Consider the following 500-nt stretch of genomic DNA (forward strand, 5'->3'; position numbering starts at 1 on the left):
TTTTACTTGAGCACTTCCACGGACACGATGCCGACCGGCTCGGTCGGGCGGTCCATGCGGTCGGTGGCCACGGCGTCGAGCTTGTCGACCACTGCCTTGGACTCGTCATCGGCAACTTCGCCGAAGATGGTGTGGTGGCCGTTGAGCCATTCGGTCGGCACGGTGGTGATGAAGAACTGGGAGCCGTTGGTGCCGTGGATCTTGCCGTCCATGCCACGACGCAGGCCGGCGTTCGCCATGGCCAGCAGGTACGGGCGGTCGAAGGTGAGGTCCGGAACGATCTCGTCGTCGAAATTGTAGCCCGGGCCGCCGGTGCCGGTGCCCAGCGGACAGCCGCCCTGGATCATGAAGTCCTTGATGATGCGGTGGAAGGTCAGTCCGTTGTAGAACGGTTCGTGGCTCGGCTGGCCCGTGGTTGGGTCGAGCCATTCCTTCTCGCCGGTGGCGAGGCCGAGGAAGTTGGCCACGGTCTTCGGGGTCTTGTCGTCGAACAGGTTGAT

At 63.8% G+C, this 500-nt stretch carries 1 protein-coding gene; it reads right to left on the reverse strand.

Features of this window, described 5'->3' with window-relative positions; all coding sequences use genetic code 11:
• Positions 1-2: 2 nt before the first annotated feature.
• Positions 3-500: peptidylprolyl isomerase (locus B3C64_RS05580; RefSeq protein WP_291534312.1), on the reverse strand; the 498-nt coding region annotated here is incomplete at its 5' end.

Origin of the sequence: Bifidobacterium sp. UBA6881 (genome assembly GCA_002451435.1) — a bacterium.
GTDB lineage: Bacteria > Actinomycetota > Actinomycetes > Actinomycetales > Bifidobacteriaceae > Bifidobacterium.